We start from the raw sequence: 13,786 nt of genomic DNA, 5'->3' as shown, positions 1-13,786 counted from the left end.
TTATGCTCCCAGAAGACTTTGCCCGCACACCCGCAGTGCCTGGCCGCTGACTGCTCCGGAACCCGGCTGGCCGAGCCACGCCACCGCTTCGGCGACGTCCTGGGGCAAGCCACCCTGGCCCAGTGAGCTCATGCGCCGTCCGGCCTCGCGCAGGGCGAAGGGGATATGCGCGGTCATCTGGGTTTCGATAAAGCCCGGTGCCACGGCATTGATGCTGATCCCGCGTTCCTTCAGCAGCGGTGCCCACGCTTCGGCCAGCCCGATCAGCCCGGCCTTGCTCGCGGCATAATTGGTTTGCCCACGGTTGCCGGCGATACCGCTGATGGAGGCCAGCAGCACCACGCGAGCGTTGTCGTGCAGGGTGCCGCTGTCGAGCAGGGCCTTGGTCAGCACCTGCGGCGCATTGAGGTTGACCGCCAGCACGGCGTCCCAGTACTCCGGGGTCATGTTGGCCAGGGTTTTGTCGCGGGTGATACCGGCGTTGTGCACCAGGATGTCGAGGCCCGCCGGCAGGTGTTCGATCAATTGGGCGGCGGCATCTTCGGCGCAGATATCCAGCACGAGGGTGCGCGCACCCAGGCGCGCGGCCAGGGCTTCGAGGTCGGCTTTCGCCTGGGGAACGTCGAGCAGGATCACTTCGGCGCCATCGCGGGCCAGGGTTTCGGCGATGGAAGCGCCAATGCCCCGGGCGGCGCCGGTGACCAGTGCCTTGCGCCCGGCCAGCGGGCGCGTCCAGTCCTCCACCGGTGTGGCGCAGGCTTGCAGGCGAATCACCTGGCCGCAGATATAGGCGCTCTTGGGCGAGAGGAAGAACCGCAGGGCGCCTTCGAGCTGGTCTTCGGCACCGTCGCCGACGTACAGCAACTGCAACACGCCGCCGTTGCGCAGTTCCTTGGCCAGAGAGCGGCTGAAGCCTTCCACGGCGCGCTGTGCGCTGGCGGCGAATGGGTCGCTGAGGCTCTCCGGGGCGCGGCCGAGGATCACCAGGTGGGCGCTGTGATCGAGGTTTTTCAGCAATGGCTGGAAGAACTCGCGCAGTTGCTTGAGCTGGTCGGTGTGCTGCAAGTCGCTGGCATCGAACACCACGGCTTTGATTTTGGGGCCATGCCCGGGAATCCAGGTCGTTGCTTCCAGCGGCTCGGGGCCATAGTGGTAGGTGGCATCAGTGAGTTTGTTGGCAAATGCCAGCACCTTGGCCGCCAGCGCGCCGCCGCCCAGCAACAGTGCGCCTTCGACCGGGCGCAGGCGCCCGGCTTGCCAGCGCTCCAGACGTACCGGTGACGGCAAGCCAATGGCGGCGACCAGTCGATGGCCGAGGCTTGAGTTGGCGAAGTCGATATAACGGTCAGACATGGAACGCTCTCCGAAGGCTGGGGTTCAAAGGGTTGACCACCCCGGGGCGGCAGTCGTTCGATTGAGCCTAGGCTAGTCTGAGAGTCTTACCCCACAACCGACAGGGAGCTTTCCATGACTCAATTGCGCCGTGTAGCGATCATTGGCGGTAATCGCATTCCTTTCGCCCGCTCCAATGGCCCTTATGCCACGGCGAGCAACCAGGCGATGCTGACCGCGGCCCTGGAGGGCCTGATCGAACGCTACAACCTGCACGGCCTGCGCTTGGGCGAGGTGGCCGCCGGGGCGGTGCTCAAGCATTCCCGTGACTTCAACCTGACCCGCGAGTGCGTGCTCGGTTCGCGCCTGTCGCCGCAAACCCCGGCCTACGACATCCAGCAGGCCTGCGGCACCGGGCTTGAAGCCGCGTTGCTGGTGGCCAACAAGATCGCTTTGGGCCAGATCGAGTGCGGGATTGCCGGCGGGGTGGACACCACGTCCGATGCCCCCATCGGTGTGAATGAAGGGCTGCGCCAGATTCTGCTGCAAGCCAATCGCAGCAAAACCTTGGCGGATAGACTAAAAGTCCTGTTACAACTTCGTCCCCATCACCTCAAGCCGGAACTGCCGCGCAATGGCGAACCACGCACCGGTTTGTCCATGGGCCAACACTGCGAGTTGATGGCGCAAACCTGGCAGATTCCCCGTGCAGAACAGGACCAGCTGGCCCTGGAAAGCCACCAGAAAATGGCTGCGACCTATGCCGAGGGCTGGCACAACGATTTGCTGACACCGTTTCTCGGCCTGACCCGTGACAACAATCTGCGCCCCGACTTGACCCTGGAAAAACTCGCTGCGCTCAAGCCTGCCTTCGAACGCAGCGAGAAAGGTACGCTCACCGCCGGCAATTCCACGCCGCTGACCGACGGCGCCTCCCTGGTGCTGCTCGGCAGCGAAGCCTGGGCTCGGGAGCGCGGTTTGCCGATCCTGGCGTACCTGCGCGATGGCGAAGCGGCGGCGGTGGATTTCGTCAACGGTGCCGAGGGCCTGTTGATGGCGCCGGTGTACGCCGTGCCGCGTTTGCTGGCGAGGAACGGCCTGACGCTGCAGGACTTCGATTACTACGAGATTCACGAAGCGTTCGCGGCCCAGGTGTTGTGCACGCTCAAGGCGTGGGAGGATGCGGACTACTGCAAGACACGCCTCGGGCTGGATGCGCCGCTGGGGTCTATCGACCGCAGCCGGCTCAACGTCAAGGGCAGTTCGCTGGCAGCCGGGCACCCGTTTGCTGCCACCGGTGGGCGTATCGTCGCCAACCTGGCCAAGCTGCTGGATGCCGCGGGCAAGGGACGCGGGCTGATTTCGATCTGCGCCGCCGGTGGGCAAGGTGTGACGGCAATCATCGAACGTTGATTGCGCCGGAAATTGGCATATTGGATGCATTCTTAAACGGTCAAAGGTCGGTAGCCCCTCCCCGAGGCGAGTGGATTGCCGTATAACGAGTGCCATACGCGTGTTTGGTAATAAAGGACCCACAATAAAAGCTGATGAAGACTCCTAAACGCATTGAACCCCTGATCGAAGACGGTCTGGTCGACGAAGTGCTGCGCCCACTCATGAGTGGTAAAGAAGCAGCTGTTTATGTGGTGCGCTGCGGCAACGAATTGCGTTGCGCCAAGGTTTACAAGGAGGCGAATAAACGAAGTTTTCGTCAGGCGTCCGAATACCAGGAAGGCCGCAAGGTCCGCAACAGCCGGCAGGCCCGGGCCATGGCCAAGGGTTCCAAGTTCGGTAAGAAAGAAACCGAGGACGCCTGGCAGAACGCTGAAGTCGCGGCGTTGTTCCGCCTGGCCGGTGCCGGCGTTCGCGTGCCCAAGCCCTACGACTTCCTCGAAGGCGTGCTGTTGATGGAACTGGTGGCCGACGAGTACGGCGATGCGGCGCCGCGTCTGAATGATGTGGTGCTGGAGCCGGACCAGGCGCGCGAATACCACGCCTTCCTGATTTCCCAGATCGTGCTGATGCTGTGTACCGGCCTGGTGCACGGTGACCTGTCCGAGTTCAACGTACTGCTCACACCTACGGGGCCGGTGATCATCGACCTGCCCCAAGCGGTGGATGCGGCGGGCAACAACCACGCGTTCAACATGCTGGAGCGGGATGTGGGCAACATGGCGTCCTACTTCGGGCGTTTTGCGCCGGAGTTGAAGAAGACCAAGTACGCCAAGGAAATGTGGGCGTTGTATGAAGCCGGCACTTTGCACCCGGCCAGCATCTTGACCGGCGAGTTCGACGAACCGGAAGAGCTGGCGGATGTCGGCGGCGTGATCCGCGAAATCGAAGCAGCGCGGCTGGATGAAGAGCGACGCCAGGCGATTCGAGCGGCGGATGATGCGCCGCCAGGCAAAGCGTCGGAAGAGCCTCCGCCGCCGCCTTGGATGCAGTGATCCCTACGCTGTTGTCGATCTAAAAGTGAGGAAGTGATCTTCAAGCAATTGGAGATCTAAAAATGTGGGAGGGGGCTTGCCCCCGATGGCGCCGTATCAGTCGATACTTGTATTGACTGGTCCACTGCTATCGGGGGCAAGCCCCCTCCCACATTGGTTTTGTGTACACCTTTTACTCCTTCAGGCGCAGCAACTGCCCGACGCCAACTCCTTGAGAATCGGACAATCCGGCCGGTGATCCCCCTGGCAGTGCTCCACCAGGTCCTGCAACGTATCGCGCAGTTGCCCCAGCTCGCGAATCTTCTGGTTCAACTCCTCGATATGCTGGCGCGCCAAGGCTTTCACGTCGGCGCTGGCCCGGTGCCGGTCTTGCCACAGGGCCAGCAACTTGCCGACTTCCTCCAGGGAAAACCCCAGGTCCCGCGAACGCTTGATAAACGCCAGGGTGTGCAACTCGTCGGGGCCGTACACGCGGTAGCCGCTGTCGGTGCGATGGGCGGCTTTCAGCAGGCCGATGGATTCGTAGTAGCGAATCATCTTCGCGCTCAAGCCACTTGAGCGCGCCGCTTGGCCGATGTTCATGCTCATGGGTGCGGGTCCTCCAGATCCTTGGGTTTCCAGGTTTTCAACAGCAGGGCATTGCTTACCACGCTGACGCTGGACAGCGCCATCGCCGCGCCGGCCAATACCGGGTTGAGCAGACCGAACGCCGCCAGGGGAATGCCGATCAAGTTATACACAAAGGCCCAGAACAGGTTCTGGCGGATTTTCGCGTAGGTCTTGCGGCTGATCTCCAGCGCGGCCGGTACCAGGCGTGGATCGCCGCGCATCAGGGTGATGCCGGCTGCGTGCATGGCCACGTCGGTGCCGCCCCCCATGGCGATACCGATATCGGCGGCGGCCAGCGCCGGGGCGTCGTTGATGCCATCGCCGACCATCGCCACCACGCCGGTTTTCTTCAGTTCGGCCACGGTGGCGGCTTTATCGGCGGGGAGCACTTCGGCATGCACATCGTCGATGCCCAGCGCTTGGGCGACCACCTGGGCACTGCCGCGATTGTCGCCGGTGAGCAAATGGCTGCTGATGTGTCGCGCCTTGAGTTGTGTCACCGCCTCCAGCGCGCCGGGCTTGAGGGTGTCACCGAAGGCGAAGAGCCCCAGTACACGCGGTTGCGCGCCTTGTTCGATCAACCAGGACAAGGTACGGCCTTCGGCTTCCCAATGCTTGGCGGAGGCGGCCAGGTCGCCTGCCTCCAAACCGCTTTCCTCCAGCAGGCGCCGGTTGCCCAGGGCCAGTAACCGGCCGTCGAGGGTGCCGGCAATGCCGCGCCCGGTCAGGGATTGGCTGGCGCTGACATCCTCGACCTTCAAGCCTTGCTCGTTGCACGCATCCAGCACGGCCTTGGCCAGGGGGTGTTCGCTGCCGCGTTGCAGGGCGCCGGCCTGTTGCAGCAACAGGGATTGGTTGCCGTCGACCGCCGCCAGGTGCGCGATTTTTGGCGTACCGGAGGTGAGGGTGCCGGTCTTGTCGAATACCACGGCGCTCACGGCATGGGCACGCTCCAAGGCTTCGGCGTCCTTGATCAGGATGCCGTGGCGCGCGGCGACGCCGGTGCCCGCCATGATCGCGGTCGGTGTGGCCAGGCCCAGGGCACATGGGCAGGCGATCACCAGCACCGCGACCGCATTGATGATCGCTGTCTCCAGTGAGGCGCCATACAGCCACCAGCCCAGCAGCGTGATCAACGCCAGTACCAGCACGGTCGGGACGAAGACCTGGCTGACTTTATCCACCAGTTTCTGGATCGGAGCCTTGGCGGCCTGGGCGTCCTCCACCAGGCGGATGATCCGCGCCAGTACGCTCTCTGCGCCGAGGGCCAGGGTACGTACCAGCAAGCGTCCTTCGCCGTTGATGGCGCCGCCGGTGACCTTGTCCCCCGGTTGTTTTGGCACCGGCAGGCTTTCGCCGCTGATCAGGGCTTCATCGGCGTGGCTCTGGCCCTCCACCACTTCACCGTCCACCGGGAAGCGTTCGCCGGGGTTGACCAGCACCAGGTCATTGAGGGTCAGCGCGCTGATGGCGACGTCCTCTTCCTGGCCCTCACGCACCCGGATCGCCCGCTCCGGGCGCAGGGCTTCGAGCGCACGGATGGCGCTGGCGGTCTGGCGTTTGGCGCGGCTTTCCAGGTATTTGCCGAGCAGCACCAGGGCGATCACCACCGCCGAGGCTTCGAAATACAGATGGGGCATGCTGCCGGCCGGGGCAGTGAGCCACTCATACAGGCTCAGGCCGTAACCGGCGCTGGTGCCGATGGCCACCAACAGGTCCATATTGCCGGCGCCGGCACGCACGGCTTTCCACGCGGCGATATAAAAACGTGCACCAAAGATGAACTGCACCGGCGTGGCCAGGGCGAACTGCACCCAGGCCGGGAGCATCCAGTGCAGGCCGAAGGGTTGCACCAGCATCGGCACCACCAGGGGCAACGCCAGCACAATAGCCAGCGTCAGCGACCAGCGTTCGCGGTGCAGGCGCTGGGCCTGATCGGCGTCGGTCTTGGTTTCGGTTTGCGGCAGGGAGGCGGTGTAGCCGGCCTTGTCGACGGCGGCGATCAACACGGCGGGGTCCATCTGGCCGAGTACTTCGATATGGGCGCGCTCGTTGGCCAGGTTGACGCTGACACGTTGCACTCCCGGCACCTTGCCCAACGCGCGCTCGACACGCCCGGCGCAGCTGGCGCAGGTCATGCCACCGATGGGCAGGTCAAACGTGGTGGATCCATTCATGGGGCAGTCCTCCTAAGACGTTGCCCCTAGGATCAACCTTGACCTGTGGGGAAGGTCAAGCGCCTTTAATACTCCAATGCCGCGGGCTTGAGGTACATGCCTTCGGGGCCTTGGGCGATGCGCAGCTTGCGCACGTCACCGGCCTTCAGCGTGATGTTCTGCGCGGGTGGCGCCAGCAGGCCAGGCAGGCAACCGGGCGATTGGCCCGGCAGCAACTTCAGGCGCAACGACACATTGCCGGCGGGCAGGTTGAATGAGGTGGACTGTTCCTGAAACAAGCGCCCGGCCAACTGGTCCTGGATGTACAGGCCGATCTCGCAGTTGGTCGGTACTTCCAGGCGTTCGCGGGAAATGATCAGCACTGCATAGTCTTCGGCGGCACTGGCCATGGGCGCAGCGGTAGACAGGCTCATCAGGCCGGCAAGGGCAAAAAACGACCAGCGCATGGCGAATGCTCCGTGGTTCACATCAAAGATAAGTGAAGCTTGGCCGAGGCCGCGCCCGAATACCAGCCCGGCTGATATTTTCAAAACTTGACCTTGCTATCGTGGCAAGGTTGAGACTGGGTCCAACCTCATTCAAGGAGTCATGTCATGCAAATATTCAACGTTCAAGGAATGACCTGCGGCCATTGCGTTCGGGCGGTGACCCAGGCGGTGCAGGGTCAAGACCCGGCGGCCAGTGTGAAGGTCGATCTGGCGGCCAAGAAGGTTGAGGTTGAAAGCCGCCTGCCTGCCGAGCAGATCATCAGCCTGATCGGCGAAGAGGGTTACACAGCCACGCTCGCCTGATTTTCTGATAGTTAGCGAGCTAACGTAATGTTCAAGGCACTCAAGCGCGGCTAGACTGTCGGGCTGCCGACTCACTTGGGTGCCCGATGAACCTGCGAATAATCCTGATTTTGGGTGCCTTGAGCGCCTTTGCGCCGCTGGCGATCGACTTCTACCTGCCCGGTTTTCCGGCGATGGCCACGGCTTTCGCCACCGATGAAAAACATATCCAGCTGACCCTGGCGGTGTATTTCGGGGGGCTGGCGATCGGTCAATTGATCTATGGTCCGCTGGCGGACCGCTTTGGCCGACGTGTGCCGCTGCTCAGCGGCGTGACCCTGTTCACCCTGGCATCCTTTGCCTGTGCCTATGCACCCTCCCTCGAATGGCTGATCGGCGCACGTTTCGTGCAGGCCCTCGGCGGATGTGCGGGCATGGTGATTTCGCGAGCGGTGGTCAGCGATAAATGTGATGCCGTGGGCTCGGCCAAGGTGTATTCGCAATTGATGCTGGTGACCGGCCTGGCGCCGATTCTCGCGCCGTTGGCGGGTGGGGTGATGGTGGGGGTGTGGGGTTGGCAGTCGATTTTCCTGGCCCTGTCGGTGTTCAGCGTGATGGCGGCCATCGCTGTGGCGTTCGGGTTGCCGGAAACCTTCCCGGCCCATCAGCCGCGCCAGCCTTTGTCCGGGTCGCTGCGCCGTTATGGCGCGCTGCTGTCAGACCCGGTTTACCTGGGCTACGCGTTGACCGGGGGTATTTCTATTGCCGGCATGTTTGCCTATATCGCCGGATCGCCGTTCGTATTCATCAAACTCTATGGCGTGCCTGCCGAGCATTACGGCTGGTTGTTCGGCTCCAACGCCGCGGGCTTCATCCTGGTTGCCCAGGTTAACGCGCGCTTGCTGGCCAAGCGCGGCCCGGCGTTTTTGTTGTCGCGCACGGTGTGGGTCTATGTCCTGGCCGCGTTGACCTTGCTCGGTATTGCAGCGTTACGCACGCAGGCCTTGTGGCCATTGCTGGTGCCGCTGTTTATCTGCATCGCCAGCCTGGGCTGTATTTTGCCCAACACCTCGGCGTGTGCGATGAGCGGGCAGGGCGCTCGGGCCGGGAGCGCTTCGGCGTTGCTCGGCTGCATTCAGTTCGGTGTGGCAGCGGGTGCCGCTTCGTTGGTGGGCGTGCTGCATGACGGCACGGCGATGCCGATGGCCATGGTCATCAGCTTGTGCGGTGTATTGGCGGTGACGATTGCGATGTCGACCCAGCGCCTGCAACGGGCCAGGGCCGTGCAGGCGCAGGACTGAGGTACGGATCAGCCAGCGGCGGAGCGTTGCTGGCCGAGCGGAAAGCGATGGGGGGCCTGGATGCGGGCTTGCAGGGTGTCGGCAAAGGCGCGGGCCTCGGCTTCACTGCGGAAGGTGAAAGCGTCGCCGTCGAGACGGACCTGCCATTTATTGCCCGGGGATTTTGCTAACGCTTTTATCAGGATCTTCATTGCTGACTTCCTCATGTAAAAGAATCGTGGCAAAGGCGGCCAATATAAACCCGAACACGTTCACAAATATGACAAAAGTCAACTCTCTGACTAGCGGTGTCGTCCGTTCTTCGCAGGAAGAACGGGCGACACCGACAGACCGGTCTTAAAACCCTTCCAGCACGATCTTGCCCTTGGCCTTGCCGCTTTCCAGCAGCGCATGGGCGCGGCGCAGGTTCTCGGCATTGATCACACCGAAGTGCTCGCCCACCGTGGTTTTCAGGGTGCCGTCATCGATCAGCGCGGCCACGCGGTTGAGCAGGTTGTGCTGCTCGATCATGTCCGGCGTCTCGAACATCGAGCGGGTGTACATGAATTCCCAGTGCAGCGACAGGCTCTTGCGCTTGAGCTTGCTCACGTCCAGCGCCTTGGGGTCGTCGATCAGTGCCAGCTTGCCCTGGGGCTGCAAGGCTTCCACCAGTTGATCCAGGTGATGGTCGGTCTGGGTCAGGCTGGCGACGTGGGTGACTTGCGGGTGGCCGGCGGCTTCCAGCGCTTCGCTCAGGGGTTGGCTATGGTCGATCACCAGGTCGGCGCCGAGGGCCTTGGTCCACGCTTGGGTTTGCGGGCGTGACGCGGTGCCTATGACTTTCAATGCGGTGAGCTGGCTGGCCAACTGAGTCAGGATCGAACCTACGCCGCCGGCCGCGCCGACGATCAGCAGGCTCTGGCCTTCGTCTTCTTTACCTTCACGCACTTGCAGGCGTTCGAACAACAGTTCCCAGGCGGTGATGGCGGTCAGCGGCAGCGCAGCAGCCTCGGCATAACCCAGGCTCTTGGGCATATGGCCGACGATGCGCTCGTCCACGGTGTGCAGCTCGCTGTTGCCGCCCGGGCGAACCAGGGAGCCGGCGTAGAACACCTTGTCGCCGGCCTTGAACAGCGTCACGTCGCTGCCGACCGCCTTGACCACGCCGGCCACGTCCCAACCGAGCACTTTGGCGGCGCCGTTTTCCGGGGCGACGTTCTGGCGCACCTTGGTGTCCACCGGGTTGACCGAGATGGCTTTGACCTCCACCAGCAGCTCGCGCGGGCCGGCGATGGGCGCCGGCAGCTCGATGTCTTGCAGGGACTTGGGGTCGTTGATTGGCAGTGAGGCGTAGTAGGCAATGGCTTTCATGGGGGGCTCCAGAAGTTGGGGATTGACTGTAGGAGTGAGCCTGCTCGGGGAAAACGCATAGGCGCCGTGCTGAACCAGAAGCGCTGCGTCATCGTTTACGATTTTCGCGAGCACGCTCGCTCCTACAAAAAAAGCAGAGTGATCAGGCGAGAAATTTCAGGCGCTTGAGTTCGAAGTGCTCGAGCACATCAGCGGCCTTGGCGCGGAAGCTCTGGATATGGGCGCTTTGGTCGTGGGCGGCGAGCGCTGCATCGTTGCTCCAGCGTTCGAGCATGTAGAAGGTCTCGGGGTGTTGCAGGTCCTGATGCAGGTCGTACTGCTCGCACCCGGCTTCCAGGCGGGTCGGTGCCAACAGGCCACGCAGCAGGGGTTCCAGGGTGTCTTGTTGGCCGGGTTTGGCGATCAGCGTGGCGATGACGTTAAAGGCAGCGGACATATTCGACTCCTGACACGGGATGAATGAGATGCACCGATCATTGGCTATTTCAGGCGAAGATAAAAGCGGCTAAAACAGCAGTCTGTTTCAATAATATTTTGATAATGGATGGGTTGAATGCTGCGTTTCGATGATTTGCAGTTGTTTGTTCGGGCGGCGGACTTGGGCAGTTTGTCGGCGGCGGCGCGGGTCATGGACCTGTCGCCCGCGGTGGCCAGTGCCGCCTTGAAGCGAATTGAACAACAACTGGGCGCGCGGTTGCTGGCGCGCTCCACCCGCAGCCTGCGCCTGACCGCCGAAGGGGAAGGCTTCCTGGAATATGCACGTGCGGCGCTGGGGTCGTTGGATGAAGGGCGCCGCTTGCTCGCCAGCGGCCAGGACCATGTCAGCGGCGTGTTGCAGCTGTCAGCCCCGTCGGATTTTGGTCGCAACCAGCTGTTGCCGTGGCTGGACGAGTTCCAGCGTGAGTACCCGCAGTTGACGGTGCGCCTGTTGCTGGGCGATCGGATCGCCGACCTGTTCCGTCAACCGGTGGACATCGCCCTGCGCTACGGCGAGCCGGAGGACTCCAGCCTGATCGCGTTGCCTGTCGCACCGGACAATCTGCGTGTGCTGTGTGCGGCGCCCAGCTACCTCGCGCGGATGGGGGCGCCGCGTCATCTGGAGCAACTGGCCCAGCACAATTGCCTGTTGTACATGCTCGGCAGTCGCGTCCATGACCATTGGAGTTTCCACGACGGCAAACGCGAAGTCAGCCTGACGGTCAGCGGTGACCGCTTCAGTGATGACGCTGATGTGGTGCGACGTTGGGCGGTGGCGGGTGTAGGCATTGCCTACAAGTCCTGGCTGGATGTGAGCACCGATGTACTGGCTGGGCGCTTGCGCGTGATCCTGCCGGAGCTGCGCGGCGAACGTACGCCGCTCAATCTGCTGTGCGCGCACCGCGCGCAATTGAGCAAACCCATCAACCTGCTGCGGGAAATGCTCGTGTCCCGCTGTGCGAAATTGACAGCGCAAAGGTTGGAGTAATTGACCTCCGGGTAATTGCCTCCAGCAAAGCAGGAAACTTCACTCAGGTCCTGTCCTGTTCTGAGCTGTCGGACGCCGCGGAACCGGCTGTTTGCGCACCTATACTTTGGCGCCAACCGCAGCAGACATATGATTTAACAGGGAGTGAAACGATGGAACAGGCACCTTGCATCAGCCAGATCGCCAGCTTGCTCGCCGAGCCCAAACGCACCGCAATGCTCTGGGCGTTGATGGACGGATCGACCAAGTCTGCGGATGAGTTGGCGACACTCGCCGGGCTGTCACCGGCGTCGGCCAATGCGCACCTGGCGCGCCTGGCCGGCAGCGGCTTGCTGCGGGTCGAGGCGCGTCGCGGCAAACGGCTGTTTCGCGTGGCCGCCGCCGATGTCACCACCGCCATCGATGCCCTGGCCAGTACCACCATGGCCAGTGCGGTGCGTACTACGCCGAATGCATTACCGGTGGCACTGGTGGCGCCACCGCTGTTGCGCCGCGCACGGTTGTGCCATGGCCATCTGGGCGGTGAACTGGCGGCGGCGTTGTATCAACGGATGCTGGCGGCAGGGTGGATCGAGCGTCACGAGCAGCGTATCGAGGTGACCGTTAAAGGCGCGCAGCACCTGGCGGGCCTGGGCATTTTCACCCAGGCCCTGGCGTCTCCGCTGGTCTGCGACTGTTTCGACTGGAGCCAGCAGCAACCCCACCTTGGGGGCGCGTTGGGGGCGGGGCTGTTGCAACTGTTCATGCAGTCGAACTGGATCAACGCGCTCAATGATTCCCTGACGTTGCTGGTGAGCGATACCGGCTTGGTGGAAATCACCCGTTTGGCTGCCTCCCACGGGCACTAGTTTCGGTTTGCGCGGTAGCAGGGTCGTTCAGAGTTTCGGTCAGGTCGCATCCAGCAATAATCGGGAAAAACGATGCCGCACACTCGCTGAGGGGATTTCCACACACGGGGTGCGGCATGGGTAAGCAAGGCTATAGCGCGGCAGAGCGATTGGAACGGTTGCCCATCAGTGGCTACCACCGAGTCATCTTTATCATCATCGCCCTGGCGTTTTTCTTCGACTCCATGGACCTGGCGATGATGACTTTCCTTCTAGGCTCGATCAAAGCCGAGTTCGGCCTGAGCACGGCACAGGCCGGCTTGCTCGCCAGTTCGAGTTTCTTCGGCATGGTGGTGGGCGCTTCGTTGTCCGGGATGCTTGCGGATCGTTTTGGGCGTAAGCCGGTATTCCAGTGGAGCATCGTGTTGTGGGGCATTGCCAGCTACCTGTGTTCCACCGCGCAGACGGTGGAGACGCTGACGTTGTTTCGCATCCTGCTGGGCATAGGCATGGGCATGGAGTTTCCCATCGCGCAGTCGATGCTCTCGGAGCTGATTCCGGCCAAACGGCGCGGGCGCTATATCGCCTTGATGGATGGGTTCTGGCCGTTGGGCTTTGTGGCGGCGGGCGTGCTGAGTTATTTCTTGTTGCCGGTGATTGGCTGGCGCGACATCTTCCTGGTGCTGGCCGTGCCGGCGGTCTTCGTGTTGGCGATCCGGTTTTTTATCCCGGAGTCACCGCGCTGGCTGGAGCAGGCCGGGCGAACTGAGGCGGCAGACAAGGTGCTGTTGGGCATCGAGCAAAAGGTGCGTGACTCCCTGGGCCGTGCTGACTTGCCGCAGCCCATCCGCCTGCCACGGGTGGAGAGTGCGCCGGGGAATTTTTTCTCGGCGTTTCAGCAATTGTGGTCGGCGCAGTACCGCCAACGCACGATGATGATCTGGAGCGTGTGGTTCTTTGCCTTGCTCGGCTTCTACGGGTTGACCTCGTGGTTGAGTGCGCTGTTGCAGCAGTCGGGTTTTGCCGTGACCCAGTCGGTGTACTACACCGTGATCATTTCCCTGGGCGGGATCCCCGGCTTCTTGATGGCGGCTTGGCTGGTGGAGCGTTGGGGGCGCAAGCCGGTGTGCGTCGTGACGTTGCTGGGCGGCGGGGTGATGGCGTTCCTGTATGGGCAGAGCGCGGTGTTTGGCGGCAACGTTGGCCTGCTGATTACGTCAGGACTGTTGATGCAGTTCTTCCTGTTTGGCATGTGGGCGGTGTTGTACACCTACACGCCGGAACTGTATCCCACCTCGGCGCGCGCGACGGGCTCCGGGTTTGCATCGGCAATTGGCCGGGTCGGGTCGTTGCTGGGGCCGTTGGTGACGGGGTTGGTATTCCCGATCACCGGCCAGGGCGGGGTGTTTGCCTTGGGGGCGCTGTGTTTTGCGGTGGCCGCACTGGTGGTATGGGTGTTCGGGATGGAAACGAAGGGCAAGACGCTTGAGGAACTCGCCGAAATCTAA

General features: G+C 62.7%; 14 protein-coding genes. 7 read left to right on the top strand and 7 right to left on the bottom strand.

Going from position 1 to position 13,786, the window contains the following annotated elements; genetic code table 11:
- Window positions 1–1,353 carry a 3-oxoacyl-ACP reductase gene (locus tag QU606_RS03455; protein WP_024073187.1) on the bottom strand — a complete coding sequence of 451 codons (1,353 nt, stop codon included), beginning with the start codon at window positions 1,351–1,353 and terminating at the stop codon, window positions 1–3.
- A 114-nt stretch (window positions 1,354–1,467) separates the two neighbouring features.
- Between QU606_RS03455 and QU606_RS03450 the strand changes: the two genes are divergently transcribed.
- On the top strand, window positions 1,468–2,745 hold the full coding sequence (locus tag QU606_RS03450; protein ID WP_304998113.1) for an acetyl-CoA C-acetyltransferase: 1,278 nt from the start codon (window positions 1,468–1,470) through the stop codon (window positions 2,743–2,745).
- Window positions 2,746–2,879: 134 nt separating this feature from the next.
- Window positions 2,880–3,779, top strand: coding sequence for a PA4780 family RIO1-like protein kinase (locus QU606_RS03445; RefSeq protein ID WP_024073189.1), 900 nt, complete (start codon window positions 2,880–2,882; stop codon window positions 3,777–3,779).
- A gap of 180 nt (window positions 3,780–3,959) precedes the next feature.
- On the opposite strand, the gene cueR is transcribed toward QU606_RS03445, so the two are convergent.
- The 3 genes from cueR to QU606_RS03430 all read right to left on the bottom strand — a co-directional run bounded on the left by cueR (window position 3,960) and on the right by QU606_RS03430 (window position 7,011).
- Window positions 3,960–4,361 carry a Cu(I)-responsive transcriptional regulator gene (cueR, locus tag QU606_RS03440; protein WP_069077361.1) on the bottom strand — a complete coding sequence of 134 codons (402 nt, stop codon included), beginning with the start codon at window positions 4,359–4,361 and terminating at the stop codon, window positions 3,960–3,962.
- 2 nt (window positions 4,362–4,363) lie between these two features.
- Complete coding sequence (locus QU606_RS03435) at window positions 4,364–6,565, bottom strand: cation-translocating P-type ATPase (protein WP_304998112.1); 2,202 nt, start codon at window positions 6,563–6,565, stop codon at window positions 4,364–4,366.
- A 65-nt stretch (window positions 6,566–6,630) separates the two neighbouring features.
- On the bottom strand, window positions 6,631–7,011 hold the full coding sequence (locus QU606_RS03430; RefSeq protein ID WP_168233598.1) for a hypothetical protein: 381 nt from the start codon (window positions 7,009–7,011) through the stop codon (window positions 6,631–6,633).
- Window positions 7,012–7,158: 147 nt separating this feature from the next.
- Between QU606_RS03430 and QU606_RS03425 the strand changes: the two genes are divergently transcribed.
- Window positions 7,159–7,356, top strand: coding sequence for a heavy-metal-associated domain-containing protein (locus QU606_RS03425; protein WP_069075180.1), 198 nt, complete (start codon window positions 7,159–7,161; stop codon window positions 7,354–7,356).
- A gap of 86 nt (window positions 7,357–7,442) precedes the next feature.
- Window positions 7,443–8,636 (top strand): multidrug effflux MFS transporter, encoded by a 1,194-nt coding sequence (locus tag QU606_RS03420; RefSeq protein WP_024073194.1) that lies wholly within the window; start codon window positions 7,443–7,445, stop codon window positions 8,634–8,636.
- 8 nt (window positions 8,637–8,644) lie between these two features.
- Here the strand turns inward: QU606_RS03420 and QU606_RS03415 are convergent, their stop codons facing one another.
- The 3 genes from QU606_RS03415 to QU606_RS03405 all read right to left on the bottom strand — a co-directional run bounded on the left by QU606_RS03415 (window position 8,645) and on the right by QU606_RS03405 (window position 10,422).
- On the bottom strand, window positions 8,645–8,827 hold the full coding sequence (locus QU606_RS03415) for a hypothetical protein (protein WP_024073195.1): 183 nt from the start codon (window positions 8,825–8,827) through the stop codon (window positions 8,645–8,647).
- Between the two features lie 145 nt (window positions 8,828–8,972).
- The gene (locus tag QU606_RS03410) at window positions 8,973–9,986 is read right to left on the bottom strand and encodes a zinc-binding alcohol dehydrogenase family protein (RefSeq protein ID WP_277379109.1); all 1,014 of its coding nucleotides are present in this window, start codon (window positions 9,984–9,986) and stop codon (window positions 8,973–8,975) included.
- A gap of 142 nt (window positions 9,987–10,128) precedes the next feature.
- Window positions 10,129–10,422 carry a putative quinol monooxygenase gene (locus QU606_RS03405; protein WP_024073197.1) on the bottom strand — a complete coding sequence of 98 codons (294 nt, stop codon included), beginning with the start codon at window positions 10,420–10,422 and terminating at the stop codon, window positions 10,129–10,131.
- A 117-nt stretch (window positions 10,423–10,539) separates the two neighbouring features.
- Between QU606_RS03405 and QU606_RS03400 the strand changes: the two genes are divergently transcribed.
- The 3 genes from QU606_RS03400 to QU606_RS03390 all read left to right on the top strand — a co-directional run bounded on the left by QU606_RS03400 (window position 10,540) and on the right by QU606_RS03390 (window position 13,786).
- Window positions 10,540–11,451 (top strand): LysR family transcriptional regulator, encoded by a 912-nt coding sequence (locus QU606_RS03400; RefSeq protein ID WP_193690143.1) that lies wholly within the window; start codon window positions 10,540–10,542, stop codon window positions 11,449–11,451.
- Between the two features lie 152 nt (window positions 11,452–11,603).
- On the top strand, window positions 11,604–12,299 hold the full coding sequence (locus QU606_RS03395) for a helix-turn-helix transcriptional regulator (protein ID WP_024073199.1): 696 nt from the start codon (window positions 11,604–11,606) through the stop codon (window positions 12,297–12,299).
- Window positions 12,300–12,415: 116 nt separating this feature from the next.
- Entirely contained in the window at window positions 12,416–13,786 is a 1,371-nt protein-coding gene (locus QU606_RS03390) for an MFS transporter (RefSeq protein WP_024073200.1), read from the top strand.

Source organism: Pseudomonas sp. OVF7 (assembly GCF_030644265.1).
In the GTDB taxonomy this organism is placed as follows: Bacteria; Pseudomonadota; Gammaproteobacteria; order Pseudomonadales; family Pseudomonadaceae; genus Aquipseudomonas; species Aquipseudomonas gorinensis.
Note: the sequence above shows the minus strand (reverse complement) of the source record. Positions and strands in the feature narration are given on the sequence as shown.